This window comes from Brevundimonas fontaquae (assembly GCF_017086445.1).
Lineage (GTDB): Bacteria > Pseudomonadota > Alphaproteobacteria > Caulobacterales > Caulobacteraceae > Brevundimonas > Brevundimonas fontaquae.
In genome coordinates, this window is sequence record NZ_CP070968.1 from 517,893 (window position 1) to 541,210 (window position 23,318).

16 protein-coding genes and 2 pseudogenes are annotated in these 23,318 nt (G+C 55.5%); 17 read left to right on the top strand and 1 reads right to left on the bottom strand.

What is annotated here, in order from left to right; translation table 11 throughout:
- The first annotated feature begins 86 nt into the window (after window positions 1-86).
- The 15 genes and pseudogenes from JX001_RS02445 (at window position 87) to JX001_RS02515 (ending at window position 19,509) form a co-directional block, all read left to right on the top strand.
- On the top strand, window positions 87-365 hold the full coding sequence (locus tag JX001_RS02445; RefSeq protein ID WP_205682140.1) for a hypothetical protein: 279 nt from the start codon (window positions 87-89) through the stop codon (window positions 363-365).
- Window positions 362-1,546 (top strand): glycosyltransferase, encoded by a 1,185-nt coding sequence (locus JX001_RS02450; RefSeq protein WP_205682141.1) that lies wholly within the window; start codon window positions 362-364, stop codon window positions 1,544-1,546. The genes JX001_RS02445 and JX001_RS02450 overlap by 4 nt, the downstream gene beginning before the upstream one ends.
- Window positions 1,547-2,112: 566 nt before the next feature.
- Window positions 2,113-2,304 carry a hypothetical protein gene (locus JX001_RS02455; protein WP_205682142.1) on the top strand — a complete coding sequence of 64 codons (192 nt, stop codon included), beginning with the start codon at window positions 2,113-2,115 and terminating at the stop codon, window positions 2,302-2,304.
- 387 nt (window positions 2,305-2,691) lie between these two features.
- Window positions 2,692-4,104, top strand: coding sequence for a glycosyltransferase family 4 protein (locus JX001_RS02460; protein ID WP_205682143.1), 1,413 nt, complete (start codon window positions 2,692-2,694; stop codon window positions 4,102-4,104).
- The gene (locus tag JX001_RS02465) at window positions 4,101-5,324 is read left to right on the top strand and encodes a glycosyltransferase (RefSeq protein WP_205682144.1); all 1,224 of its coding nucleotides are present in this window, start codon (window positions 4,101-4,103) and stop codon (window positions 5,322-5,324) included. Before JX001_RS02460 ends, JX001_RS02465 begins: the two co-directional genes overlap by 4 nt.
- A complete protein-coding gene (locus JX001_RS02470; RefSeq protein ID WP_205682145.1) occupies window positions 5,324-6,076 on the top strand; it encodes a tetratricopeptide repeat protein in 753 nt (250 codons plus the stop codon). The genes JX001_RS02465 and JX001_RS02470 overlap by 1 nt, the downstream gene beginning before the upstream one ends.
- A 92-nt stretch (window positions 6,077-6,168) precedes the next feature.
- Window positions 6,169-10,533 (top strand): beta strand repeat-containing protein, encoded by a 4,365-nt coding sequence (locus JX001_RS16405; protein WP_205682146.1) that lies wholly within the window; start codon window positions 6,169-6,171, stop codon window positions 10,531-10,533.
- A gap of 66 nt (window positions 10,534-10,599) precedes the next feature.
- A pseudogene (locus JX001_RS02480) lies at window positions 10,600-11,377 on the top strand (IS5 family transposase).
- Window positions 11,378-11,602: 225 nt separating this feature from the next.
- Window positions 11,603-12,436 carry an ABC transporter permease gene (locus JX001_RS02485; protein ID WP_205682147.1) on the top strand — a complete coding sequence of 278 codons (834 nt, stop codon included), beginning with the start codon at window positions 11,603-11,605 and terminating at the stop codon, window positions 12,434-12,436.
- Window positions 12,437-12,573: 137 nt separating this feature from the next.
- Complete coding sequence (locus JX001_RS02490) at window positions 12,574-13,641, top strand: KpsE/RkpR family capsule polysaccharide export protein (protein WP_241004721.1); 1,068 nt, start codon at window positions 12,574-12,576, stop codon at window positions 13,639-13,641.
- A gap of 10 nt (window positions 13,642-13,651) precedes the next feature.
- A complete protein-coding gene (locus tag JX001_RS02495) occupies window positions 13,652-14,383 on the top strand; it encodes an ABC transporter ATP-binding protein (protein ID WP_241004722.1) in 732 nt (243 codons plus the stop codon).
- 211 nt (window positions 14,384-14,594) lie between these two features.
- Entirely contained in the window at window positions 14,595-15,485 is an 891-nt protein-coding gene (locus JX001_RS02500; RefSeq protein WP_205682150.1) for a glycosyltransferase family 2 protein, read from the top strand.
- Window positions 15,486-15,531: 46 nt separating this feature from the next.
- Complete coding sequence (locus tag JX001_RS02505; RefSeq protein ID WP_205682151.1) at window positions 15,532-17,430, top strand: glycosyltransferase family 4 protein; 1,899 nt, start codon at window positions 15,532-15,534, stop codon at window positions 17,428-17,430.
- A gap of 154 nt (window positions 17,431-17,584) precedes the next feature.
- The gene (gmd, locus tag JX001_RS02510; protein ID WP_205682152.1) at window positions 17,585-18,568 is read left to right on the top strand and encodes a GDP-mannose 4,6-dehydratase; all 984 of its coding nucleotides are present in this window, start codon (window positions 17,585-17,587) and stop codon (window positions 18,566-18,568) included.
- Window positions 18,569-18,570: 2 nt separating this feature from the next.
- The gene (locus JX001_RS02515) at window positions 18,571-19,509 is read left to right on the top strand and encodes a GDP-mannose 4,6-dehydratase (protein WP_205682153.1); all 939 of its coding nucleotides are present in this window, start codon (window positions 18,571-18,573) and stop codon (window positions 19,507-19,509) included.
- Between the two features lie 748 nt (window positions 19,510-20,257).
- Here the strand turns inward: JX001_RS02515 and JX001_RS02520 are convergent.
- Window positions 20,258-21,035, bottom strand: a pseudogene (locus tag JX001_RS02520) (IS5 family transposase).
- A gap of 120 nt (window positions 21,036-21,155) precedes the next feature.
- Here JX001_RS02520 and JX001_RS02525 point away from each other — a divergent pair.
- Complete coding sequence (locus tag JX001_RS02525; protein ID WP_205682154.1) at window positions 21,156-21,506, top strand: class I SAM-dependent methyltransferase; 351 nt, start codon at window positions 21,156-21,158, stop codon at window positions 21,504-21,506.
- 109 nt (window positions 21,507-21,615) lie between these two features.
- The gene (locus JX001_RS02530) at window positions 21,616-23,247 is read left to right on the top strand and encodes a class I SAM-dependent methyltransferase (RefSeq protein WP_205682155.1); all 1,632 of its coding nucleotides are present in this window, start codon (window positions 21,616-21,618) and stop codon (window positions 23,245-23,247) included.
- Window positions 23,248-23,318: the final 71 nt, after the last annotated feature.

Sequence of the window (23,318 nt, forward strand, 5' to 3'; positions counted from 1 at the left end):
ACCTTATCAAGAAGCTGGCGCGATCGACAAGATTGTGGCGTGTCCGACTCGGCTTGGCGCCCGAGCCTCAACCGGGGGCGGCGCGAATGAAGAGATCGATAGCTCGGCGGGCGTTGCCAGGCGGACGGGTTGCAGCCCTTGAAGCCGATTTCGATCAGATGATGAGCGGTTGGAACCAACACATTCCGCAAATCCTGGCGGAGATCGGTCAAGCGCGTCGCGCAATGGCGGAAGGCGACCAGACTCGTGAGCAAATTGGCGAACTTGAGGCCGCGCTACAGGCTCTGACTGCCGAGGTGAAACACTTGGAAGGACAGTTGAACATGTTAACCCGAACGCGAAATGACAAGGGTGAGCAGATTTGACTGCTAATAACGCGAGTATTGTAGTTGTTTGTCCTACTTTGCTGAACCACGACGCCGTCGGGGCGGCCACAGCTGCGCTTTACCGTGATTTGTCGCTTTGTCCGAACTGGACCGTGACATTACTCAGCCGAAGAACCGAGCGATCTGATACGCCCGTAACGATCGTTCATTCGCTCGGCGATCTTCTGATGAACCGAAAATTTCTGGAAGCCGATCTGATCATATATATATTTGCAATATACAATGAACTATTTGACGCGATGCTTATCGGAAATGGTCGAGCTCGACAGGTGGTAAGGTTTCATAATGTAACTCCAGTAGAGTTTGTTGATGCTAGTCAATCGGACATCATTGTAAAATCGCTGGATCAGTTGCGAAATTTTGATGTTGCTGACGAAATCTGGGCGGATAGTCAAGAAAATGTGGATGAGCTTCTGCGCCGGCGGATCGCGAATGGCAGGGCCGTACGTATGCCGATATCGGTCGAGCCTCTCATTGAGGCAAGTGTATTGGATAAGCCTGCAGCAGACAATGTAAATATATTGTACGTGGGAAGATTTGTGCCTTCAAAAGGCATAATTGATCTTATAAATGCTATCTCAACGGCAAGGTATTATATACCAGGCGTAAAATTACGAATGCTTGGAAACCTCTCTAGTGCGCCAAAGGAATATTTAGAAAAGATAATATCGACCATAAAAGAGCATAATCTGGAATCGGTAATTGATGTCAACGGTCCCGTTTCGGCAGACGAGCTTGCAAGGGCCTACAAATGCTCACATGTGTTTATGACAGCGTCTCATCATGAGGGCTTTTGTGTCCCTGTTATCGAGGCCTTGGCGGCAGGTTGTGTTCCCGTCACTTATAGCAACAGCAATCTTCGCCACATTTCAGGCGGATTGGGACGCCTTTCAGCGGAGGATAATCCGGATAGCCTCGCGGCGGCCTTGGTGGATGTGGTGCGAGCAATTACTGCGCCGTCTTCGATCGTCCTTCCTCTGGACCGTGGAGACACGCCAGTGGCGGAGTTCGACAATCTTTCGTCGAGGCACCTTCGGACCTTCGCGCCAGATATTTGTGCTGAGCGTGTGACTCGACGTGTTGTCGATCTCCTATCTATGTCGCAGCGTGACGCCTCATCCAAGTCAAGGATTACGTCCGTGCTGGACGAGAAGGCGTGACATAGCGAGGTTGAGTTTTGCCTTGCTGGGTTGCGTGTCTCGTCTAGGGTTCGGCCCATCTAAAGAGCTGTGTCGCGAGGACATCTCAAGTTGCACCGTGGCAACCAAGCAGGCAGAATACCGTGGGCTGCCAGCGTCGATCCTGACATAATCAAGGTCTCCGATGCGGCGAACTCGGTAACCGACTGCAGCCAACATCGATGGCGCAAGGGACCTAATCTCGCGCAACTGCGTCATCAATTTTGACGCCACAACTACGGCACAGTCCAGGCGAGCATTCATGTCGACTTGAATATGACGCACTCATTGCCGCAGCAGACGCTCATACAGCGTTCGACATTGAATGGTCTATATTTGGCAGGGCCGGTCGCCTTGTTTCTACGGACGGCACGGAAATTCTAATAGTGACGAGGTCGGCGCAGATCGGCTTGATGCTAACGCCAGGCTGACTCAACCACTCTCGACTGTGGCTAAATATTATGTGCACTTTGCGCAGTGCCTGGCGCTCGATCCTGAATTGATCGTTTGGAAGCGCTGCGGCGGCAGCTACCAGGACTACGCGCATCATGTCTCGGCGCCGCCCTCAGATGCTGGCGCGCTCAGTCTTGATGGGATCGGCGCGCCACGGCGGAGCGGGCGGCAATGTCTCGGTCCACGACGGCGTCGATGATGTGATTATTGGCGGCGGGGCGGACGCAATGTTTGGTGGCGTCGGCGCTGACATTTTCCGCTACCTGATGACAGACGATTCCACCTAGATAGCGGTTGAACGTGTTATTCGGCGTTGGCATTACGACGGACTTGGTGGATATTTCACTCGTCTGCCAAGGACCTCCGCCGAGCTTGGTCTTGCTTACAACGACGGTGGAAGCCTTATTTTGTCGATACGGATGGCGGCAGCACGTCGATATGGTGATCCATATTGCTAATGCAACAGTATCTCCGTCCGACATACGATCGGCTCAAAATCCGACGAATTCCGGTGTATCCGCCTGTGGCAAGGTATATTTGGAGGGACGGAACGACAGCGATGACGTTGTCCGCAGATGATGACAGCCTAATAATTGAAATGTAAGTCCGACTTGAGGTCGCTGATACGACGTTACGCGTATATGATGACCGACCTACGCTGACGCATAACTTTAATGATCTTCGTAGAGAGCAATGATAATGTTTACTCTGGTGCCATGACAACTTACTTCGATATCACAACCACCATGTCTTGGGGCGGCCCCCAGGTTGGCATCACTCGCGTCGAGAGGGAGATCGCCAAGCGCGCGATAAATTATTCTAAGAACAAGATCGCTCATTGCTTTTATCACAAAAGCACACGTTTGTATTATGTCCTGAACTCTGAGTTCGCGCATTCCGTGCTTAACCACGACTGGTGGATAGAGTTGAGCGTTGCCCAGAATCTTCCAGTTGCAGGGCTTCGAAGAGAAAGAGACCTTTTTCCACTCTCATTAGATCAGCGCACGAAAAACAAAGGCAGGTTAATAAAGTTACTAAATAATCTGACGGAAAATATGTCGTTAGACGAAGTGTTGATTTATAGAAATAACAGTCCCTTAGTTCCGGTGAACACGCCATCTGGCACTGTGTTTTTAACGGTCGACAAAATTATAGATGGAGTCTTGCCTCTAAATGGTGACGCGTGGATTGTAAACGGCGGCTTGGACTGGGAGCATAAAGATATTCGAGATATTCGACGTCTTAAAGCAAAATATCGCTTTAATTATGTTGCCATACTATACGACATAATACCGCTTCTCTTTCCGCACTACGTTGTTCCGTTTTATGTTGATTTGTTAAAGAGGTACTTCGGGGAGTTGTTTTGGACGGCGGATTTCGGATTGTGTATATCATCAACTACGCGCTGTGATGTAAAAGCGCATCTATCCGATTGGCGTATGCCTGACCTGCCACTGTCGGACTGGCAGCTGGGATCGGATCTGCCTTCAAGTCTAGAGTCAACACGCTTGCCCAAATCGCTACGCGGGAGGCCGTTCCTCCTTTATGTTTCGACTATAGAGCCGCGAAAAAGTCATCGCACCATCGTCGAAGCCTTTGAGAGGGCTGTTATGGATGGAAAATTATCGGCGGAAGCTGTTTGTGTATTTGTTGGGCGTGTGGGTTGGAATTCCGAGAATTTACTCCAAGAAATCCAAAATAATCCCAATTTGCAAGATAGGATTATATTGATGTCTGGGGTGTCGGATGAAATGCTGCTGGAGCTATACGATAACGCGAGATTCGTCGTGTTTCCATCTCGCTATGAGGGTTACGGATTGTCGCTCGTGGAGGCCATGGCTTTGGGTAAGGCCTGTATTTGTGGCGATGCCGGCTCGCTGAGGGAGGTGGGCGGCGACGCGCCTCTATACATCGATCCCATCGACATCCCTGCGTGGTCGAAGGCGATCTCCATGGCTTTTTCAGACGACGAAATGGTGGCATCGCTATCGCTGGCGTCCAAGACTCTCTACGAGCCAGTGACTTGGGATCAGTCTGCTGTTCAATTTTTTGACCGCCTTGACCGACATATTGAGACCTCAGAGTGAAGATTTTAGCATTTGGGACCTATCCCACACGTAGGCCCGTACACGGCGGACAACGTCGATCTGCACAGATCGGCGCATACTATACTGCTAAAGGTGCTGAGTATGAATACGCCTGCGTGTATCAACCGCGCACCTATTCGGCAGATGTTGTCGGTCCCAATGATTATCCGTTTGGGGCAATGGAAGGCCTATTCGCAAAGGTGCCTTTTATCGACGATCTTGCGAGCGGGGAGTTCGCCGCTAACCGACCTGAGGTCTATGAACATTTTGCCAGGCTTGTGGATACTTTCCGGCCTAATGTTGTCCAGCTTGAGCAGCCCTTCTTATGGCCTCTTGTTAGACGTCTTCTAAAGGAGCGTAAGCTGGACGACGTAAAGATTGTTTATTCTTCTCACAACCTAGAGGCCCCACTTAAGTTTGATCTTCTGGAGTCGGCGGGTGTGTCGCGAGACCTCAACGTACAGGTAGAGTGTCAGATATTCGACCTGGAGAATGAGCTCGCTGATCGTGCAGATCTAATCATATCGGTATCAAAATCAGAATCTGATATCTATCGTGGAATGAATGGTCGTCAGAGCCCGATTGTTATCAGGAACGGTGCTGATCGTATTGGCCACGTGTCTAAGCCGATACATGCTGAAGAGCTGCTGCGAGAAGAGTATATGGTCTTCGTTGGTAGCGCCTATCCGCCGAACGTCGATGGGTTCTGCAAATACGTCCTTAAATATGGTCTTTACGGTTTCCCTCCTGAAAAGCGATTTGCTATCTGTGGTGGCGTCAGTGAGGGCATCTACCAATCGGGTCTATACGCGCCTCATCAAGGTTCCTATCAGGATAGGGTGCAGTTCTTTAGCCAGCCCTCCGACAGTGAACTCTCATGGATCAGATTGCATGCCAAAGGTTTTCTGCTTCCCATAGAGAGTGGTGGAGGAAGCAATTTGAAAACCGCCGAGGCGCTAAGCAGCGGGAAGTGGGTCGTGACGACCGGAAAAGCGCTAAGATCATTCGAAGATTTTGGCAGCGAGGCCGGCGTGATCGTCGCGGATACACCGCGCTTGTTTCGCGATGCGATGCTAGAGGTCACATATGGAGCACCGTTGGTGCTAGATCATAGTCAGGTCGCTATGAGGGAAGGGCTGTTTTGGGACAAACTGATGTCCGAGAGTGGTTTGCTGGAGCGCTTGTCAAGCGTTGTTGAGACGGAAATGACGGTCCGCTGATGGATATTGTTCGGTTTCTTCGCCGTAAGCTTGCTCGTCCCTTCGTTCGAGACGGCAAGAAATATCAAGCCCGCCGTGATTGGGAGGGCGCCTTGGAGTGCTATAACAAGGCCGCACGTATTTTGGGTCATAGTCCCGGCCTCTCTTTCAGCATTGGCAATATTCTGGTTGAACTTGGTATGTTTGACGCGGCTCAGGAGAGTTACGCTAAGGCGAGCCAAGATCCACAGTTTTTAACTCGAATCATGGTTGCTCAAGCGGGGATGGAAGAGCGTCGCGGTCAATGGAGCGCAGCCATAGACGCTTGGGAACGAGTTCTCCAGGACATGGCCAGCATGGAGCAGTCTGGCCGAAAGCAGGAATGGGCGATGACGCCAGCGAAAGTGTTATTGCACCTTGCCAAATGCCGCCAAGCCAATGGTGCCGATCTTGAAAGCGAACGCGATTTCAATCTCGCGCTTGTGTTAGACCCTTCATCGCGCCTCGACCATGAAGCCGTCCTGATGCGCTCCCGGCTTCTCGCCAAGACCTCAAAACAAGCATCCTATAGCCTGCTGGAAAGAGGCCGCCGGAAATTTCCTGCCGATCAAGGGATCGCGCTGGCCTTAATCCAGTGTGCTCTGGATGTCGGACGAAGAGAGGATGCTTCGCGCCTTGGCCGCGAATGGCTTGCCAGCGCTCCGGGTGACGCCTTGGCGCTGCGCCTACTTGAAGTGAATGGGCTTGCGCCAAGCCCTGCGCCGGAAAGTTAGTGAGATAATCAAAAACCATTTTTCGTAACATCTTGGTCACTAAAGAGGCTGTCTAACGGACCTTAAACGGCGATGGTCACTGGAGAGTCCGAATGCGCATCCTATCTGCGACCCTGGAGTTTTTGCCGAATATGCTCTCCGCAGAGAGCTATCAGCCCGACGCTTTCGCTTACGATTCGTCTCCTTTAAGCGTCGTGATTAACGGAACGTCCGGCAATGATGTGCTGATCGGCAGCGCGGGCGACGATACGTTGAATGGACTAGAGGGTGATGATGTCCTCGATGGACGCGCGGGCGCTGATTCTCTTATTGGCGGGGACGGGTTCGATATCGTCAGCTATGCGCAAGCGACAGGCCCTGTTTGGGTTTACATCAGCGGAGGAGGGGATCCGCGTGGAGAGGCTGTCGGCGATACCTACTCCAGCATAGAGGGGATTATTGGCTCCGCCTTCAACGACTACCTCTCTGGAAATGGACTGAACAATAGACTTTATGGCGGACGGGGCGACGACACGATCTATGGCTTCGGGGGACTTAGTTCAGTCAGTTATCTCTATGGCGAAGACGGAATTGACACACTCGTCGGGTCAATCGGTGTGGATGTCATGGACGGCGGCAATGGCGAGAACACGGTCAGCTACATCCTCTCTCCTACAGGCCTCACCATTTCCCTAATCGACTCATCGCGAAATACGGGATGGGCGATGGGAGATACATACGCCAACATCCAGGATGTCATCGGCTCGAACTATAATGATGTCATTTACGGCAACAATGACTTCATCAATCAGTTGCAAGGACAGGAAGGCGACGACCAGATTTATGGGGTCGGATCGGCATATACAGTGCTTATCGGCGGCGCTGGCGCTGACCAACTGCACGCGGGCACGGGCGGTAATCTGATAGATTACGAAACGTCGCTTCAGGGCGTCACCGCCTCTATGGCGAATCCGACCTTGAATACGGGAGATGCCGCTGGCGACACCTATTTCGGGCTTTTTGGGCATGATTTGGCCGGTTCGCCTTTTGACGACGTGCTTTACGGAGACGCTGGCGATAACAACATAATCGGCGACCCCGACATTAACGTCTATCTTCGTTCAGGGACGGATCAGCTTTACGGCGGCGCTGGAAACGATACGCTAGACGGCGGCGGCGGCGGCGATCGGCTTGATGGGGAGGAGGGCTTTGACGCCGCTGCCTACACAAGCGCGCAAGCGGGGCTCCATGTTTATCTGCTCAATCCCGCGGCAAATACCGGCGACGCCCAGGGCGATACATTTTTCAATATCGAGGCGGTCATTGGATCGGCCTTCGCTGACACCATAGGTGGGGATAACGCGAACAACTCGCTCTTCGGAGAGGCCGGAAATGACGTTTTACAAGGGGAAGGAGGCGACGACCTCCTCGTAGGCGGCGCCGGATCAGACCGTCTCATTGGCGGCGCGGGTTTGGACCTAGCTGTTTACTCAGATTCCAATCAGGGCCTGTCCGTCAGCATGGAGGCACCACAGTTTAACACTGGCATCGCTGGGGGAGACACTTACGAAGGCGTTGAGGGTCTTTTGGGCAGCAAGTTTGCAGATGTCCTTGTAGGCGATGCTGGCTCCAACGTTCTGCGTGGCGAGGGAGGCGATGATCGGCTTTCTGGAGCCGCCGGCGACGACGTGCTGTTTGGAGACGCTGGTGCGGATCAATTGGACGGCGGCGCGGGATTCAACATCGCCAGCTATCAAACGTCCAGTGCCGGAGTAACCGCTTCTCTGACAGACCCGTCCCTCAACACGGGCGATGCGAAGGGCGACACTTATCAAAACATCCAACAGCTCAATGGCAGCGAGTACGCTGATATTCTAACGGCAATCAGCGCCAATGGAGGTGTGGTGAGGGGGCTTGGGGGGGATGACACTCTTTATGCCACTGGATTCGGCGCCCAACTGAGTGGAGACGACGGGAACGACGTACTGAACGGGGGTGCCGGTGATGATGTGCTTGTGGGCGGCGCCGGATCTGATCAGCTTATAGGCGGCGGAGGCGTCGATCTTGCAAGTTACGTGACTTCGACTTCGGGTGTGACCGCATCGCTTGGTTCGGGTGGCGTGTCGGGTGATGCGTCGGGCGACAGCTACGCCGGGGTCGAGAATCTGGCGGGCACCGACTTCGCTGACGATCTCACTGGAGATGCTTCCAGCAACTATCTTCTCGGCCTGTTCGGAGATGATACTCTTCGGGGCGGGGACGGTGATGACCTCCTCGAAGGCGGTGTCGGGGCAGACGCGCTCCTGGGCGGAGCTGGGTTCGACTATGCAGTGTATTCGGCCGCAGATACGGCCGTGACGGTCGTTCTCTCTGGCGGGACACAACTCGGGGACGCCAACGGTGACACATTCAGTTCCATAGAGGGCGTGCTAGGCAGTGCGTTCGGCGATGTGATCATTGGCGATGCCGCCAGCAACGTTCTTCAGGGGCTAGGTGGCAATGATCGCTTGAACGGCGGTGGCGGAAGCGATCTCTTGGTGGGCGGCGCGGGCGACGATATTCTTTTCGGCGGCGCCGGCAATGACAGTCTCACTGGTGGCACGGGTTCTGATAGATTTATCTATTCATTGGTAACTGATTCCCAATCCACGCCGGAGATCGCTCCCGACATTATCGAGGATTTTGAGACCGGAACTGACAAGATCGACATATCAGCTCTGCGACCGACCAATGTGAGTATTGGTCGAGATGGTGCTTACACGTTGGTTTCCGCGCAAACGTCAGAAGGCATTTGGGCTGTTCGTGTGGTCGGTGATGTTTCTATCAGCGATGTTATTCAAACAGCGACTGGCCAACAGATCATCGGCACGTCGGGTCCGGATGTGTTGGTTGGGACTGCTGGCCCCGACATTCTAAATGGTGGAGGCGGCGGCGACACCCTTACGGGTGGCCTGGGCTCAGACACCTTCCTCTACGCAGCGGCCAGCGATTCAAACGCTAGCGGTCGCGACCTGATTACAGACTTCGAGACTGGCGTGGATCGCATTGATCTTTCGGCCTTGAACACAACCGAGATCAGTATCATCCGCGACGGGGCGTCCAGCTACGTCTTCGCTTCAAGTCCGGGCGGTGGATTCCAGCTTCAAGTCAACGGGGCTCTTCAGGCCTCGGATATTGTCTATGGCTACAATCACTCGATCTACGTGATCGGCTCCAACGATTCGGACATCCTCATCGGATCAAACCAAGGAGACCCGATCGTCGGCAATGGTGGTGACGACACGATTATCGGCGGCGTAGGCGCTGACGCCCTGCATGGCGGCGCTGGCCGTGACACGTTCGTGATCCGCTCTGCGGCAGAATCCAACGCGACAGGCTACGACAACTATTATGATTTCACGACAGCAGAAGACCGCCTGGATCTGACGGCCTTGAGCACAACCGCGATTTCGGTCCTGCGGCAAACGGACGGATCCTCTGTTGTTTTCGGCAACTCCGCCTCGGGCAACTTCCAGTTCATCGCCGCCGGCCATGCGATCAATGGAGGTGACTTCGTCTATGGAAATAATCACTCTGTCTATCTGATTGGGTCCAGCGTTGGTGAGACCATAATTGGCTCTGCCTATGGCGATCCCATCCAAGGTGAGGGCGGCGATGATATCCTCATCGGCGGGCTGGGGGCTGACGCAATCCATGGCGGGGCGGGGCGCGATACATTCGTGATCCGCACAGCGGCCGAGTCCAGCGCCACTGGCTACGACAACTACTATGACTTCACCACGGGAGAAGACCGGATCGATCTCACCGCCTTAAACACGACTGCGATCTCGGTGCTGAGACAAACCGACGGCTCGAGCGTGATCTTCGGCAACTCAGCTTCCGGTGACTTCCAGTTCATTGCCGCCGGCCGTGCGATCAACGGAGGTGATTTCACCTATGGAAACAACCACTCGGTCTTCCTGGTCGGCTCGGCGGCAGGGGAGACCTTGATTGGATCGAACTACGCAGATCCCATCCTTGGCGGCGGCGGCGACGACATTGTCATCGGCGGCGGGGGCGCGGACAGCCTCGAAGGCGGAGCCGGGCGTGACATCTTCCGATACAGGGCGGCTTCTGAATCCACCTTAGGCTTCTCTGATCGCATCCAGGATTTCGTCGCCGGTGTGGACAAGATCGATCTGACTGGCCTGCGAAGCGGAGCCGCCGACAAATATGGCATCGCCTACGACGGTGGCGGATCGTTCCTCTATGTCGACATCGGCGGCGACGGCACCAACGACATGCTCATCCAGCTAAAAAACGTCAATCTGACCGCCGCGGATATTACCTGGGATGCGCAAAGCGCCTCTTCCCAGCCGCTATCCGCTATGGCGTTCGATTTGTGGGCTAGCCATGCGCATGCTGCCGATACCGCGAGCGGCCCCGCTATCGAATGGGTCAATCCTATCTGCAGCCATGATCAGGCCTGGCTGCTCTAGGCTCCGTACTCAATCAGCTTGCTTTGGAACGCGAAGGCTGATTCCAAGATTCCTGAGGGGCTCCGGATGTCGAAGTCGAAGTCGGTTTACTGGTTGTCGGATGTGGAGTGGGCGGCGATCGAGCCGCATCTGCCGAGAGGCCGTAGCGGCGCGCGGCGTGTAGATGATCGCCGGGTGATCAGCGGGATCGTCCACATGCTGCGGTCGGGCGCCCGATGGCGGGACTGTCCGACCGATTACGGGCCGTACACGACGGTATACAACCGCTTCAATCGCTGGAGCCGACAGGGCGTTTAGAGCGAGGTCTTCTACGCCCTGACCGGCAAGAGCGACGTGTTCACTGGCGCGATAGACGCCACCTACGTGAAAGCCCACCGCTCGGCGGCGGGCGCAAAAGGGGGGCCTTCGAAAACGCCATCGGAGCCTCCCGGGGCGGTCGGACGACGAAGATTCACGCCCTGACCGACGACCTGGGCCGGCCCCGAGCCCTGGTTCTGACGGCTGGGAACACCCATGACCTCGTCGGAGCTGCGGCGTTGCTCAGGATTGTGCCGACGCCTCGCAAGCTCCTGGCCGACCGCGCCTACGACGCCCGCAAGTTGCGCGACTGGCTCGCCGAACGAGGCTGCGAACCCGTCATCCCGCCCAACCCGACGCGCAAACATCCCACACCTAGGACCCCGTTGCCTATCGGAGCCGCAACGCCGTCGAACGGATGTTCTGCCGCATCAAGGACTTCCGGCGCATCGCAACCCGATACGACAAACGGGCCGACAACTTCCTGTCCGCCGTGCTTATCGCCGCCGCCGTCACTTGGTGGATGCCGATTGAGTCCGGAGCCTAGATCGGCGATTGTAGCGTGACGCCCACTTTCCAGGCCTTGGAAGCGTCGATGATGGTGGTCGAAGCGTCTCACTCCGAGCTCAAGCAACAGGCTTAAACACCTCCGTCAGAGAGTGGTGGTTGAGCTCGACATGCTGAGCGGGTTCCTGAGATGAGTTGACATCGGTGATCCCGTGGGCTCAATGCAGGACAGTGCGGGAGAGGCCCGACCATTATAGATAGGTCCATGCAACACCCGAGCCGTGATGAGGCCATGCTTGGCCATAAGTCGCTTCACGGCGGCGGCGTACTGCGGGGCGTCAAGCGTCACGCCCGGCTCGTGGGCGCGCTTTTCATGCGCGAAATCGTTACCCGTTTCGGGCGAGAGAGCGCTGGCTTTTTATGGGTTATAGGCGAGCCGCTAGTGTTTTGTGCCGGCGTCCTCGTACTGTGGACAGCCGTCAAGCCCGCTTATGAACACGGTGTCCGCATTGGGCCGTTCGTGATGACAGGCTACATGTGCTTGTTGCTGTTGCGACACATGCTGTCTATGAGCGTCGGCGCCCTCCAGGCAAATGTTGGCGTGCTTTACCATCGGCAGGTCACCGCAACCCATATCTTCGTTGCACGGAATCTGATGGAGCTTAGCGGTGCTACAGTTGCATTTATTGTAGTTTACGTCGTGCTTTACGCGCTCGGACAGGTCGGATTGCCGCACGACTGGCTGCTGTTGTACGCTGGCTGGTTTTTGATGGCTTGGGTGAGTTTCGGTTTCGCGATAGCCATGGCTGGCTTGGCCATGAAGTTTGAAGTTCTGGAGAGGATGGTCGCGGTCATAAGCTACATTCTTATCCCGTTCTCTGGCGCCTTCACGATGGCCTCCTGGGTGCCCAACAGCTATCGCGAGCTGTATTTGATGTTCCCGTTTCCGCACGGTGTCGAAATGGTTCGGCGCGCCGTTTTCGGCGAGTTTGTCGAGACTCACTTCAACCCCCTTTATGCCTTTGCCGTAGGGGGAGTGATGCTGCTAGTCGGGCTGGTCCTGATCTCCGATGCGAGGGAGCGTATCCTTGTCGAATGACCGTGAGTGTAATACCTGCATGGCCTTGATTCGGAACTGGATTTGGAATGTCTGACCCTCAATTGACTTATCTGGGGCCGTATTCCCGAGCCCGCGAAGCGCGCGTCCAATCCCCAGCCTGGTGGCGCAGGCTTCCGTTGGCTTTCCTAATCATTGTTGTGCTGCCCTTCGCCCTTTCGGCAATCTATTTCTTGCTCATCGCATCGCCGCGTTATGTATCTGAGGCGCGCTTTATTGTTCGCGCAGCCGACGACAGCCGGCCATCGTCTCTAGGGGTGGCTCTGGAAGGTGTCGGCTTGGCGACGGCGACTTCAGACGCCTTTGCTGTGCACGAATACATAACTTCACGCGACGGTTTTAATGAACTGACGCGGCGTTTCAATCTGCGCCGGATGATTGGGGCGGGCGATGTTCTGTCGCGCTATCCTCGCCCGTGGGAGGGTCAATCGAATGAGGATTTCTTCTCCGCGTTTCAGCGGTTCATCACGGTGGGTTATGACTCGACCACAGGCATCAGCACCTTGCGTGTCGAAGCGTTCGCTGCCCGTGATGCTCAGCGCCTGAACGACGCCATGCTGGCCAGTGGGGAAGCCTTGGTCAATCGGCTGAACGAACGGGCTTCCGTTGCGGCAATCCGCGACGCGGAAGCTGCTCGCACCCGCGCAAGCGACAGGCTGGCTCAGGCGCAAGCCGGTCTGACCGCGTTCCGCAACAAGCAGCGCTACATTGACCCTGCCCTGACCGCGCGAGAGGGCTCGCAACTGATCGGCGGGCTGTTGGCGACGGTGGCCGAGTTGCGCGCCGAACGCGCGCAACTGGCCGCTCAAGCTCCTCAGAGCCCGCAACTGGCGACGATCGACAGCCGAATTCGCGCCTATGAGGGGCAGATCACGGAGGAGCGCAGCAAGATCGCGGGCAACTCCACATCACTCGCCCCACAGGTCAGTGTGTACGAGGATCTGGTGCTGGAACGCGAACTGGCGGATAAAGAGCTGACGGCCGCCAATGCGGCCCTGACAACCGCTGAACAGGATGCGCGCCGCCAGAAGCTGTACCTGGATCGCATCGTCAATCCCAGTCTGCCGGACGCGGCGACGCAACCAAAGCGCCTGCTTTCGATCCTGACCGTCCTGTTTTCGGCCCTGCTAATCTATGGTGTCGGCTGGTTCGTTTGGGCGGGCGCGCGCGAGCATAGGCAGGCTTGACGGTGACGACGTGACTGCAGATCAATGGAGCGGCACGCCGTCGCCGAGTTCTACTGCGCCTGTCATTGGCGAAGGGGGTGAGTCTCCGGTTGGCTTAAGCCTTCGCAACGTCTCCAAAACCTATCACGGCGCGGCCAAGCCCTTGTTCGAGGGGCTGACGTTTGACTTGCAACGCAGCGGGCGCATCGCGCTTCTGGGGCGCAATGGTCAGGGCAAGTCCACCTTGATCAAGATGTTGGGCGGAGCCATCCCGCCGAGCTCGGGTGTAATCGAATGGCGGATGAGCTCGTCGTGGCCGATCGGCTTCTCTGGCGGTTTCCAAGGCAGTCTGACCGGAAACGACAACATTCGCTTCCTTTCGCGCATCTATGAGCGTGACTATCGAGAGGTTCACGACAAGGTCGAGACGTTTGCCGAACTGGGCAAGGCGCTGACCCAGCCGGTCAAGTTTTACTCGTCGGGCATGCGGGCGCGACTAGCATTCGGCTTGTCTTTAGCGATCGACTTCGACTGCTATTTGATCGACGAACTGATGGCTGTGGGGGACGCTCGCTTCCAGAGAAAATGTGCTGAAGAGTTGTTCGACCATCGGGGGCACAGGGCCTTCATAATCGCTTCGCACGACATGGCGACCATTCGTGATAGGTGTGAAAGCGCGCTGATTATTGAAGGCGGTAGATACAAGTTGTTTTCTGATATTGGCGAGGCAATCGAGATCTATACCTGGCTGAAAGCCGGATAAATTATCCAGGAGCTACAAGTCTCACAATAATATCTACGGCTTATCTTTTAGGCTTATGGGCAATCAGAGCAACATGGTGTCGTGTTTGGGCGTTGAGTAAATTGGATGTTGTATTCGATAAATATGTGGGGGTTTGTTTTGTTGGAGAGTGATAGGCAGGTCTAGTGCTTGCCCAATTTCAGATGCTTGCATTGGGACGGATGGGGTTCTGGTGCGGCATTTCCCCCTCGATACCACGCTGGATGTTGTGAACATGATTACGAGAGACGAAGCCTTTTGGTTGCACCGCTGTTTTTTGGGGCGAGACCCTTCCAGCGAAGACGACCTGCTCGCGCTTACACAACATCATGTTGATTTCGATGCCGCCCGGCTGGCCTTTATAATGTCGCGTGAATTCCAAAATCGATGGTTTCCCGCGCCTCGCTACATAGCGCCAGTCGGCGAAGTGCCGACATATGACAAAAAAGATGGCTGCCGGCTTGTGGTGACCTCAATTGTCAAGAACGAAGCCCATCAGATCGGTGATATGATCCAAGCTGCTTCGCTAATCGCTGACTATTTTGTAATAGTTGATACGGGTTCAACCGATAAAACGCGATCAGTAGCTGAGGAGGCTCTAAAGCGATCCGGCGTTGATTTCGTTCTGGCTAGTGTGGATTTTGTCGATTTCGCTCAAGCGAGGAATTGCGCGCTTGATCTTGTCCCCTGTGATGCGGATTGGATTTTCATGCTTGATGCGGATGAGCATATTGTTCCTGAGGATGTTCCAGCGTTCCGAGCTCTGTTGAGTAAGAATGTTGATGGCTGGCGTTTGCCGCGCTTTAATTTCAACGATGTCGATAAACTGGAACTTCCCTCGCCATACCCGGACTATCAGGCTCGTCTATTTCGTAAAATGGACCCTCCAGTGCGCTACGTTGGTGCAGTTCATGAGCAGCCAGTAGGTGTCGCAGAGTGGGCCGCGGTGCCAGTAAGCTCGGCTCAGCACGGCGGCGACTCCGGCGGACCGCACATCCATCATATGGGGCAAGCGGTGGCGACTGCGGAAATTCTTGAAAAGAAACGCGAACTTTATAACAAGCTCTCTCAGGTCGGCACTTAATCGTAGACGGTGCGAAATCTCTACAAAGCAAATGCAAGAGAATGATATGTTAGATCAACCGATCCGAGCTTCCAAAATTGACGGAGCTGATGAAATCGTCTGCGTAAGTGGCGGCGAGGAGGTGGTGAACGAATTCACGGGAGTGAGTTATTTCGACTGTACGGATCTCGTATTTTATCTCGCGCATCACAAAATGCCTTCTGGCATTCAACGTGTTACGCTTCAGCTCCTTAAAGAAATATTTGACCGTATATCATTGTGGGCTGGTGTTGAGTTTATCGCTTTCGACAAAAGCCGACAAAGGTTTGTGAATATAGATAAAAGCGATTGGTTGATGCTTATCAACCATGTGATTATTTGCGGCGTTGACGATAATCTGCAGGCCAAATTCCAGTCGGCCAATAACGGCGACTGGTCTGTCTTCAAGGGGCGTCCTCTTGACGATGATCGTTGGCGCGGCTCAAGGATTTTCGTGATTGGAGCGGGCTGGGTTACCGATTGCGTCCCTGCGCTCGCTGAGGCGCGAGAGTTGGGCGCTTTCATCAATCTTCTCGTTTACGACCTGATTCCGCTTAGACGGCCCGAATTTTTCACTATGGGCACAAGGGCACAGTTCGAGTCCTGGCTGAAGCCTATGCTCGCCATCGCCGACAAGGTTTTTGCCATCTCCAAGCACGCATCGAACGATGTCGAAAGCTTTGTCCGGGAGATCGGTTTGCCTTCGATCAACGTTGAGCCGATCAAGCTTGGTACGTTCGACTTGAACGCTACCGTCGGCGCGGACGAAGAGGCGACGGATTTTGTTGTAGGCGACTACGCGATTTTCGTTTCGACGATTGAGGCTCGCAAAAATCATATCCTCCTGTTTCGGGTTTGGAGTGATCTTCTAAGAGAAGGCGTAGATCTGCCCAGGCTCATCTTTGTCGGGCGAATGGGCTGGAATATAGAAGAACTACAGAGAAATTTGGAACAGTCCAACCAGTTGGATGGCGCTATCGAGATTCTGAATGATCTTACCGATTTCGAACTGTCGAAAATTTATCGGGGGGCGAAGTTTGCCGTGTATCCGAGTTGGTGTGAGGGGTGGGGCTTACCTGTTACCGAGGCAATCGCCGCTGGGTGTCCCGTCATCGCTTCAGACGCGACGGCCATACCTGAGGCCGGGGGAGCGGCAGCCAAGTACATCTCTCCAGATGATTATGAGGGATGGAAGGATGCTGTCCGGCAATGGTCGGAAAGCAAAGACCCGCGAGAGTTCGTGGATTTGGACGCGTTCGAACTTCCTAAGTGGAGCGACAGCTTAAACCAACTGCTCGCCACCGCAGAGATGAACCCAATCGAGGGAAGGTCTCCACGGTTGCCGTCCATTGAGCTAGGTCGTGAGTATGTTCTGTCTCACGCGCCCCACAGTCGTGCGCAGTCGCGAGCCATCGCCTCAGAAACACTGACACACATGACAAGCGGCATCCCTATGTGGGCGTTTGACGCTCAGGCCGGGCGGGTAGGTAGAAGTTGGGGTGAGCGCGAAACTTGGGGCAGCTGGACACTTGCTAACAGAAAAGCAGATCTATTGGTTAATGTGGCGGGGTCCGACAAAGACTTCTGTCTAATATTGAACTGTCAGATCGTATCCGAAGCTGTCGGTTTTAAAATCGTAGTGTCATTGGACGGTATCGATCACGAAGTTGTTCCGATGAATACCTCGTTCTCGCTATGCTTGCAGGTGAGCGGGAGCGAAAGCGTCGATCATACCGATCTTCGCCTCTCAATTATGCTGACATGCGGCCAGAACCAGCTGCGCCACATTAAGAGTGTGTATGGCCGAGCGCTTGGGGTTGGTGTGCGCAGCTTATTGGCTCTCAAGACGACCGACTTACCTCGTTGGGCTCAACTTTCGACACAGCTATCGGCCAAAGGGTCTGCTTTGATACTTGCGGATGACTGATGCACCGAATGCAGAAATTTGGGTTCGCACGAACTGATTGAGCCTGTAACAGCGTATAGATAGCGTCACGTCCGTAATTCCGAAATTTCAGCAGGGCGTTGTCGGGCGCTCTTGCTGATGTTAACCACAGCAAAATTTTCTCTGGATGACTATAATGACTCGCAAGGCTCTCATCACGGGCGTGACCGGACAAGACGGTGCCTATTTGTCCCAGCTGTTGCTGAGCAAAGGCTACGAAGTGCACGGATTGGTCCGCCGCAGCAGCCACTCGGAGGTGAACGACCATCGTTTGCAGTGGCTGGGCGTGCACAACGACATCCAGTATCATGACGGCAATCTGATCGATCTGTCCGGCCTGATCCGCGTGTTGCGTGAAGTGAAGCCGGACGAGGTCTACAATTTGGCGGCGCAGTCGTTCGTCAAGGCCAGCTGGCAGCAGCCCCTGCTGACCTCGGATGTCACCGCGAAGGGGGTCGGCAACATCCTTGAAGCGGTGCGTTTGGAAACGCCCGAGGCTCGCTTCTATCAAGCGTCGTCGTCGGAAATGTACGGCCTAATCCAAGAGCCAATGCAGAGCGAGGCCACGCCTTTCTATCCGCGCAGCCCCTATGCTGTGGCCAAGCTTTACGGTCATTGGCTGACGGTGAACTATCGTGAGAGCTTCGGCCTCCATGCGTCGAGCGGGATTCTGTTCAACCATGAATCGCCCCTTCGCGGCTTGGAGTTCGTAACCCGCAAGGTCACTGACGCCGCAGCCCGGATCAAGCTGGGTCAGGCCAAGGAATTGCCGATGGGCAATCTGGACGCCACGCGCGACTGGGGTCATGCACGCGACTATGTTGCGGCTATGTGGGCCATGCTGCAACAGGACGAGGCTGACGACTATGTGGTGGCGACCGGCCGCACGATCGCGGTTCGTGAACTGTGCCGCGTGGCTTTCGCCGCCGTGGATCTGAACTACGAAGACTATGTCCGCCTAGACGAGCGTTTCATGCGCCCCGCCGAGGTCGACGTTCTTCTCGGCGATTCGTCGAAGGCCGAGCGGAAGCTGGGCTGGAAGGCGGAGACGACGTTTGAGCAGCTGATCTCTGAAATGGTCGAGGCCGACCTCGTCCGTCGCCGCCGCGCGGCCGCCTGATCGTGAGCGGCGATGGCGGGATCGTCGTTACAGGCGCATCCGGCTTCATCGGAAGCCATGTGCTTCCGCAACTGAAAGCGGCGTTTCCCGAGCGGCTGATCACGCCGCTCGGGGGGCCTTCATCCAAGGCGTATCGCGGGGTGGATCTAAGCGATCCCGCAAGCCTGAGGGCGGCGCTGGACGGCGTGCAGTTCGATGCGGTGATTCACTTGGCCGCCCAGTCAAGTGTGGCCGGCGCGATCAACGCGCCCGAATTGGTTTGGCGCGCCAATGCTGTAGGCGCGATGACCGTGGCCAGTGTGGTTTCCGATCTGTCACCGCACGCGACCGTCATCCACGCCGGCAGCGCCGAATGTTATGGAGAGAGCTTTCTGCCCGGGCATCCGTTGGACGAAAGCGCATGTCTGAAACCGAGCAATCCCTATGCTCGGTCCAAGGTCGCCGCTGAACTGGCCTTGACCGACATCCTTCCCGCTAACGCGCAGTTGGTGTTGCTACGGTTGTTTAATCATACTGGAGCGGGTCAAGACGAACGCTTCGTCGTGCCGTCTTTCGCCGCTCAGGTGGCGCGCGTGGAAAAAGGTGAGCAGGCCATCATCGAGGTTGGCGACCTCACCGCCGAGCGCGATTTCGGCCATGTCGCCGATGCCGCTGCCGCCATCGTGGAGGTGTTGAAGGCCTCCGAAAACCTTCCCCGTGTAAGCACATTCAATGTGTGCACCGAAGTCGCCCGTCCTGTCGATGACGTCCTTGAAGTGCTTTTGAGTGCCGCCAAGCACCCTGTGGCTGTGAAGGTTGATCCGGCGCGTATGCGGCCTTCATCGATCGCCGTGGCCGCCGGCTCTTCGGCGGCGCTTAGGGCCGCGACAAGTTGGGTGCCTACGCGAAGCTTCGAGGAGACGATCCTGGAAGTGCTAGATTACTGGCGCAAAGCCGTCTGAATCGAGCCTAGGTCGGTTTAGTCAAACCTCGCCTGAACCCAGGGATGTGACCGCTAGGGATCTAGGCAAGCGAACGGATACGGCGTGCCGAATAGGCGCGTTGGGCGGTGTTATGCGCTTTTCATTGGCTAGCACATTCAGCCGAATGGAGCAGCGGATCATATTGGATCCTGCTGTCGCGCTGACAGGTGGCGGTATCAAGGTCGACGATCACCGCCTAGACGGTGTATCGGACTCCTGTGGGCTTTGCGCTAGAAAGTTCTAAATGTGCCGCCGTAGCGCTGACCACAGCAGCGCCAGCAAGACAAAGGTCGGCCAAGGCCAGGCCGTCGCCATTTGGTCGCCCACGCCTGTTGCAGTTGCTCAAACGGCTGGTCGGAGAGGATTTGGCGGAGCAAAAGTGTCTCAAGATTCTGAATGCTGATGAGCGTCTTGATGAGCTCGTGATGACGATGGCTTGCGAGGCGCCATTTGAGCAGCTTTTCAAGCTAGCGCGCACGTCGCGTCCTGGCTCATCCGCAAGAAAATGTTCGATCCAGCCTATGGCGGGCTCAAGGACTATGACGTCTCGGCTCCTTTCTGCAAAACTTCCGCGACCATTTCGCTACACGCCTTGGCAAGAGAGCCGAAGGGGCCGCGGCCATTTCTGATGTGCTCAAGGGGCGCTACCATCCTCCGCGCTTTGTCGAAACGGGTTGTATCCGTATGCTCGGGAATTGGTCCGGAGACGGTCAGAGCACTTTTCGATCTAGGCTCCGGACTCAATCGGCATCCACCAAGTGACGGCGGCGGCGATAAGCACGGCGGACAGGAAGTTGTCGGCCCGTTTGTCGTATCGGGTTGCGATGCGCCGGAAGTCCTTGATGCGGCAGAACATCCGTTCGACGGCGTTGCGGCTCCGATAGGCAACGGGGTCCTAGGTGTGGGATGTTTGCGCGTCGGGTTGGGCGGGATGACGGGTTCGCAGCCTCGTTCGGCGAGCCAGTCGCGCAACTTGCGGGCGTCGTAGGCGCGGTCGGCCAGGAGCTTGCGAGGCGTCGGCACAATCCTGAGCAACGCCGCAGCTCCGACGAGGTCATGGGTGTTCCCAGCCGTCAGAACCAGGGCTCGGGGCCGGCCCAGGTCGTCGGTCAGGGCGTGAATCTTCGTCGTCCGACCGCCCCGGGAGGCTCCGATGGCGTTTTCGAAGGCCCCCCTTTTGCGCCCGCCGCCGAGCGGTGGGCTTTCACGTAGGTGGCGTCTATCGCGCCAGTGAACACGTCGCTCTTGCCGGTCAGGGCGTAGAAGACCTCGCTCTAAACGCCCTGTCGGCTCCAGCGATTGAAGCGGTTGTATACCGTCGTGTACGGCCCGTAATCGGTCGGACAGTCCCGCCATCGGGCGCCCGACCGCAGCATGTGGACGATCCCGCTGATCACCCGGCGATCATCTACACGCCGCGCGCCGCTACGGCCTCTCGGCAGATGCGGCTCGATCGCCGCCCACTCCACATCCGACAACCAGTAAACCGACTTCGACTTCGACATCCGGAGCCCCTCAGGAATCTTGGAATCAGCCTTCGCGTTCCAAAGCAAGCTGATTGAGTACGGAGCCTAGACGCGTTCGTTGCGGTGCGGTCCGGATGGCTGACGTCTATCGATATCAATGTGGACAGCATTGACACGGCGCGGAGCCACTGCAGCCACTCGACGCAATTGGTGATCGATGACTCCGTTGCGGCGTTGAACGCTCTGTGTCCGTTTATAAATAAGCCTGTCGATTTGCTGTCTCTAGACTCTTTCGATGTCTATCCGGAAGCGCCCCACCCCAGCGCCATCCATCATATTATGGAACTGCTGGCCGCGAGACCGGCGCTTAGGCCCGGCTCGATCATTGCGGTTGATGATTCTGCCATCGGCGGTGATGGAGGCAAGGGGATGATAATGAACGAGTATTCTTCCAGGTCGTCCGCTACCGTGCTGTACGACGGGTATCAGAAGGTCTGGATAATGCACTGACCATAAGGGCTTGGCGTCGCTACAGATTGTGGATTTCGCTAGGCGGAGAACGGCTCGGGCGTGTAGAAATCAGCCTTGATAATTTGCTTTTGGCGACCAAGAGACTCCAATGAATCGAGATGATACTGCGGGCGCAAAGGCCGCAGCTTCGCCACCCAGCCCACCTCTCGCGCTGGCTTTCCCAACACTGATGGAGTGCTACGCCGACGCTCGACGGACGCCAATGCCGCCGCTGACAGTTGAAGACGGACGGTACACGAAAAACGTCGAATTGTTCGAGGCTTATGCCGCTAACCGTGAGCTTGGGGTCTATGAGCAAGTTCACTATGAGCGGTTTAAAATCAGCGCGGGCATGTTTTCTGGTTGTTTTGACAAAGGTACAAGCGTTTTAGAAGTTGGCGGGCAGTCCTTTTTTGGGGAATTCGTTCGCGACGTCCATTCGTCTTCCTATCATTCATGGAATGGCCCCTTGGGCGAGGACTTTGAACTGGATGACGCCGTCTTTGATCGGGTCCTGTGTCTAGAAGTCCTGTCCGAGTTAAGGGACGTCACGCCGATTGGTTCAGAGTCAAATGGACGCACATACTTTGACTACAGTGGCGTCCTGAAGGTGCTTAGCGAGTCGTATCGTATTCTGAAACCCGGCGGCCTGCTGCTAGTCAGCGCGCCAAATGCTACCTCGGTCGATGCTATTGCGCGAATCCTTCGACAGGAGCACCCGCATCTTTACGATCCTCACATTCGAGAGTTTGCGCCGCAGCAAATTCGGGCGTTCGGAAAGTTGGTGGGTTTTGACCTCATGGCGTTTGGGACGTTCTTCGCTTGGAACGTCATCGATCGGCTAGAGCGAGATAAACTTTTAAAATGGATTGCTGATGAGGGTTTAGATGCCTCGAATAGAGGCGACGACGCATGTTTCGTATTTAGAAAGCCGGTCGGAGAGGGACATAGCCTCGCGAAAGCGTCCATCCATTCAACGGAGCTGCCTATTCAAGTGTTCTTTGGGATGGGTGCCGCAGGAAGTGCGAGCTACTGGAGGGAGCGACACCAATCGGGGGACGTGCCGGAATATGAAGACATTTTGGCCGATGTTTTTTCCCGCCTGCTGTCGGCTGGTGACGTTGTCGTCGATATCGGTGTGAACGTCGGCAGGCACTTTACGCGCTTTCACGAAGTGGTCGGTGAGCATGGCCGCGTGATCGGTTTCGAACCTGTTCCAGATTTTGCGGCACACAGCCGTGCCTTAGTGGGGCCGGCCGCCGAGATCCGCGAAAAAGCGCTTTCTGACGCCGCCGGCGTCGGGGAGTTCCTTTTCATGACGAAAGCTGTCGGGGAGTCTGGCTTTAAAGAACGAGCAAGTGACGGTGATCGCGGCGCAAAGCCGATTCAAGTCGAGATATCGACGCTGGATGCCGAAACGGTTGACCTGCCAAGTTTGCGCTACATTAAAATCGATACTGAAGGGCACGAACTCAGCGTTCTCAAAGGAGGGCGAGAAACATTGCGACGTTTTCGTCCATATATCAGCGTCGAATGGGGCGAGCCCACCTATACCTTGTACGGACACGATATGTTCAGTCTTTTTGAATTTGCCAATGAAATAGAATATTCGATATCAGACTTGTTCGGTAACGTTGTGTCCAGTAGAGAAGAGTGGTCTAGGGTCTCCGATCAATCGTATTGGGATTACTTTTTAGTGCCGCTTGAAAAACTGGCAGAATGGCGCGAGTTGTTTAAATAGCGTGATTTTGGTGCCGGCAGTAAGAAATTTGCCAGTCAAAAATGACGCTATACCTCGAAGGTATTATATAG

Excerpts from the sequence above, each read along its gene's own strand:
- JX001_RS02445 (WP_205682140.1), top strand. The coding sequence starts at position 87 with ATGAAGAGATCGATAGCTCGGCGGGCGTTGCCAGGCGGACGGGTTGCA.
- JX001_RS02455 (WP_205682142.1), top strand. The coding sequence starts at position 2,113 with ATGTCTCGGCGCCGCCCTCAGATGCTGGCGCGCTCAGTCTTGATGGGA.
- JX001_RS02460 (WP_205682143.1), top strand. The coding sequence starts at position 2,692 with ATGATCTTCGTAGAGAGCAATGATAATGTTTACTCTGGTGCCATGACA.
- JX001_RS02470 (WP_205682145.1), top strand. The coding sequence starts at position 5,324 with ATGGATATTGTTCGGTTTCTTCGCCGTAAGCTTGCTCGTCCCTTCGTT.
- JX001_RS16405 (WP_205682146.1), top strand. The coding sequence starts at position 6,169 with ATGCGCATCCTATCTGCGACCCTGGAGTTTTTGCCGAATATGCTCTCC.
- JX001_RS02485 (WP_205682147.1), top strand. The coding sequence starts at position 11,603 with ATGCAACACCCGAGCCGTGATGAGGCCATGCTTGGCCATAAGTCGCTT.
- JX001_RS02505 (WP_205682151.1), top strand. The coding sequence starts at position 15,532 with ATGTTAGATCAACCGATCCGAGCTTCCAAAATTGACGGAGCTGATGAA.
- gmd (WP_205682152.1), top strand. The coding sequence starts at position 17,585 with ATGACTCGCAAGGCTCTCATCACGGGCGTGACCGGACAAGACGGTGCC.
- JX001_RS02530 (WP_205682155.1), top strand. The coding sequence starts at position 21,616 with ATGAATCGAGATGATACTGCGGGCGCAAAGGCCGCAGCTTCGCCACCC.